The following is a 4,359-nucleotide window of genomic DNA, read 5'->3' as shown; positions in this document are numbered from 1 at the left end:
TGAGCGAGCCGTAGACGCCGCCGTTGGAGATGGTGAAGGTGCCGCCCTGCATTTCGGCCATCGAGAGCTTGCCGTCACGGGCGCGTGCGCCTTTTTCGGCGATGGCTTTTTCGATTTCGGCAAAGCTCATCGCGTCGGCGTTGCGGATCACCGGCACCACGAGGCCTTGCGGCGTGCCTGCGGCGATGCCCATGTGGACGAAGTTTTTATAGACGATGTCGGTGCCGTCGATCTCGGCGTTGACTTCGGGCACCTCGCGCAGGGCGTGGACGCAGGCCTTGGTGAAGAACGACATGAAGCCCAGCTTGACGCCGTGCTTCTTGAGGAAGAGGTCCTTGTACTCGTTGCGCAGCTCCATCACCTCGGTCATGTCGACCTCATTGAAGGTGGTGAGGATCGCGGCGGCGTTTTGCGCGTCTTTCAGGCGGCGGGCGATGGTTTGGCGCAGGCGTGTCATCTTCACGCGCTCCTCGCGGGACTCATCCTCGGCCGCGACCGGGGCGCGGGGCACCGAGGCGGGCGCGGGGGCAGAGGCGGCCTTGGTGCCGGCTTTCGCGGCCTTCATGACATCCTCTTTCATCACGCGGCCATCCTTGCCGGAGCCTTCCACCTGATCGGCGGAGAGGCCCTTTTCGGCCATCATCTTGTTGGCCGATGGCGCGTTTTCGATGTCTTTGCTGCCCTTGCTCGCGGTTGCGGAGGCGGGGGCCTGGGGCGCGGCTTTTTCCTCCCCGCCTGCGGCGGGTTTGGAGACGGCGGCCTTGTTGCCACTTGCCCCGGTCGTCATGGTGGCCAGCTTGCCGCCTGCTTCAACGGTGTCACCCTCAGCGGCCAGAAGCTCGCCCAGAACGCCAGCGGCGGGGGCGGGGACTTCGACGGAGACCTTGTCGGTTTCCAACTCGCAGAGCATTTCATCGGCCTCGACGCTATCGCCGGGCTGTTTGAACCATGTGGCGACGGTGGCCTCGGTGACGCTTTCGCCCAGTGTGGGCACCATCACATCAATGCTGTCACCACCGGCATCGTTTGCGCTTTCGTCTTCGTTTTTGGGTGCGGCCTCATCGGCGGGCGCCTCTTCGGCCTTTGGCGCGGGCGCGGCGGCCTTTTCGCCGCCTTCGGAGATTGTGGCCAGAAGCGCATCAACGCCAACGGTTTCGCCCTCGGCGGCGACGATATCACCCATGGTGCCAGCGGCGGGCGAGGGCACCTCGACGGTGACTTTATCGGTTTCCAGCTCGCAGAGCATTTCATCAACGGCCACGCTGTCGCCGGGTTGTTTGAACCATGTGGCGACGGTGGCTTCGGTAACGCTTTCGCCCAAAGTGGGCACGCGGACTTCAGTGCTCATTGATCAGTTTCCTTCGATGCCGAGCGCGTCATTCACGAGCGCTGTCTGTTGTGCTTTGTGCTGCGATGCCAGGCCCGTGGCAGGCGAGGCGGAGGTGGCGCGACCGGCATAGACCGGGCGGCCGTGCTTGGCGTTGATCCGTCCGAGCACCCATTCGATATTGGGTTCGATGAAGGACCAGGCGCCCTGGTTCTTGGGCTCTTCCTGACACCAGACCATTTCGGCCCCGGTGAAACGCTCAAGCTCTTTCACGAGGCTGATCGCCGGGAAGGGGTAAAACTGCTCGATGCGCAGCAGGTAAACATCATCAACGCCCGCCGCATCGCGTGCCTCAAGCAGATCGTAGTAGACCTTGCCCGAGCACATCACCACGCGTTTGATCTTGTCATCCGGTTTGAGCGTGGTCTCGGAGTTGCCGTGCTGGGCGTCATCCCAGAGGACGCGGTGGAAGCTGGAGCCGGTGACGAACTCTTCGGTGCGCGACACCGCCAGTTTGTGACGCAGCAGCGACTTGGGCGTCATCATGATGAGCGGTTTGCGGAAGCTGCGGTGCAACTGGCGGCGCAGGATGTGGAAATAGTTGGCCGGGGTCGTGCAGTTGGCGACGATCCAGTTATCCTGCCCGCACATGGTGAGGAAGCGCTCAAGGCGGGCCGAGGAGTGCTCGGGGCCCTGGCCCTCATAGCCGTGGGGGAGCAGGCAGACGAGGCCCGACATGCGCAGCCATTTGCTTTCACCCGAGGAAATGAACTGGTCAAACATGATCTGCGCGCCGTTGGCGAAATCACCGAACTGCGCTTCCCACAGGGTGAGCGCGTTTGGCTCGGCCAGCGAGTAGCCATATTCGAACCCGAGCACGGCATATTCGGAGAGCATCGAATCGATCGGCTCATATTGTGCCTGGCCCGAGCGGATATGGTTGAGCGGGTAGTAGCGCTCTTCGGTATCCTGGCTGATGAAGGCGGAGTGGCGCTGCGAGAAGGTGCCGCGGGTGCTGTCCTGGCCCGCAAGGCGCACCGGGTAGCCCTCGGTCAGCAGGGAGCCGAAGGCCAGCGCCTCGCCGGTGGCCCAATCAATGCCCTCGCCCTTTTCGATCATGCGGGCCTTGGTATCGAGCATCCGCTTGACGGTTTTGTGCGTTGCGTAGCCCTCGGGCGCACGGGTGAGCGCCTCGCCGATCTCCTTGAAGGTTTCCGGGGAAATCGCGGTTTCGCCGCGCTGATACTCATCGGAACGTTTGTCGAGGTGGGACCAGCGGCCATCGAGCCAATCGGCCTTGTTGGGCTTGTAGTTCTTGCCTGCCTCGAATTCATCATTGAGGTAGCTCTGGAACGAGGCTTTCATATCCTCGATCTCGCCCTCGGGGATCAGGCCATCCTTGACCAGACGCTCGGTATAAAGGCTGAGGGTGGTTTTGTGGCCTTTGATCTCTTTATACATCAACGGGTTGGTGAACATCGGTTCATCGCCCTCGTTGTGGCCAAAGCGGCGGTAGCAGAAGATATCTATCACCACGTCCTTGTGGAACTTCTGGCGGAACTCTGTGGCCACCTTGGCGGCGTGAACCACGGCCTCCGGGTCATCGCCGTTGACGTGGAAGATTGGCGCTTCGACCATCAGGGCGATATCGGTGGGGTAGGGCGACGACCGCGAGAAGTGCGGCGCGGTGGTAAAGCCGATCTGGTTGTTCACCACGATATGAATGGTGCCGCCGGTGCGGTGGCCGCGCAGGCCGGAGAGGCCAAAGCACTCGGCCACAACGCCCTGGCCGGCGAAGGCCGCATCGCCGTGCAGCAGCACCGGCAGAACCTGCTTGCGCTCGGCGTCGTTCAACTGGTCCTGCTTGGCGCGGACCTTGCCCAGCACCACCGGGTTTACGGCCTCAAGGTGCGAGGGGTTGGCGGTGAGGGACAGGTGAACCTTGTTGCCATCAAACTCACGGTCTGACGAGGCGCCGAGGTGGTATTTCACATCGCCCGAGCCATCCACATCTTCGGGCTTGAAGCTGCCGCCCTGAAACTCGTTGAAGATCGCGCGGAAGGGCTTGGCCATCACATTGGCCAGCACCGAAAGGCGGCCCCGGTGGGGCATGCCAATCACAACGTCCTGCACGCCGAGCGAACCGCCGCGCTTGATGATCTGCTCCATCGCGGGCACGAGGCTTTCACCGCCATCAAGGCCAAAACGCTTGGTGCCCATGTATTTGACGTGAAGGAACTTTTCAAAACCCTCGGCCTCGACCAGCTTGTTGAGGATCGCTTTGCGGCCCTCGCGGGTGAAGGCGATTTCCTTGCCCAGCCCCTCGATGCGCTCTTTCAGCCAAGCGGCTTCTTCGGGGTTGGAGATGTGCATGTATTGCAGCGCGAAGGTGCCGCAATAGGTGCGGCGCACGATGTCGATGATCTGGCGCAGCGAGGCGAACTTGAGGCCCAGCACCTGATCAATGAAGATCGGGCGGTCCATGTCGGCGTCGGTGAAGCCGTAGCTCTTTGGATCAAGCTCGGGATGGGGGGTTTGATCCTGCATGCCGAGCGGATCAAGGTCGGCGACGAGGTGGCCGCGGATCCGGTAGGCGCGGATCAGCATGATGGCGCGGATACTGTCGAGCACGGCAGTGCGGACCGCCTCATCGGTGACCGACGCGGCCTGCCCGGCGGCGGCATCCTTGATCTTCTTGGCGGCGCCTTTGCCCTCATCGGTGGGAGCGGCGGGCCACTCGCCGGTGAGCGCGGCGGTGAGATCATCGCCGGGCACGGGCGGCCAATCGGCGCGCGCCCAGGAGGGGCCGGTTGCCTCGGCCTTCACATCTATTTCGGCATCGCCCAACTGGCGAAAGAACTCGGCCCATGCGCCATCAACCGAATTCGGGTCATCGGCGTATTTGGCGTAAAGCTGCTCAAGATATTCCGCGTTGTGCCCCTGCATGAAGGAGGAGGCATGGAACTGGTCGTTGGGGGATTGGTCGGTCATTGGGGCACCTGACAGGTTGAAGGCCGCAGGCGGATGAACCC

Annotated in this window: 2 protein-coding genes; both read right to left on the bottom strand. The window is 62.7% G+C overall.

Annotation, left to right across the window (positions count from 1 at the left end; translation table 11 throughout):
• The coding region (gene odhB / locus P1U55_RS15750) for a 2-oxoglutarate dehydrogenase complex dihydrolipoyllysine-residue succinyltransferase (protein WP_301048590.1) at positions 1–1,348 on the bottom strand (1,348 nt) is incomplete at its 3' end.
• 3 nt (positions 1,349–1,351) lie between these two features.
• The gene (locus P1U55_RS15745; protein ID WP_301048589.1) at positions 1,352–4,318 is read right to left on the bottom strand and encodes a 2-oxoglutarate dehydrogenase E1 component; all 2,967 of its coding nucleotides are present in this window, start codon (positions 4,316–4,318) and stop codon (positions 1,352–1,354) included.
• Between the last annotated feature and the right edge of the window lie 41 nt (positions 4,319–4,359).

It is taken from the genome of Vannielia sp. (genome assembly GCF_029212645.1).
GTDB lineage: Bacteria > Pseudomonadota > Alphaproteobacteria > Rhodobacterales > Rhodobacteraceae > Vannielia.
The sequence above is the reverse complement of the archived record's forward strand: the minus strand, read 5'-3'. Positions and strand labels throughout refer to the sequence as shown.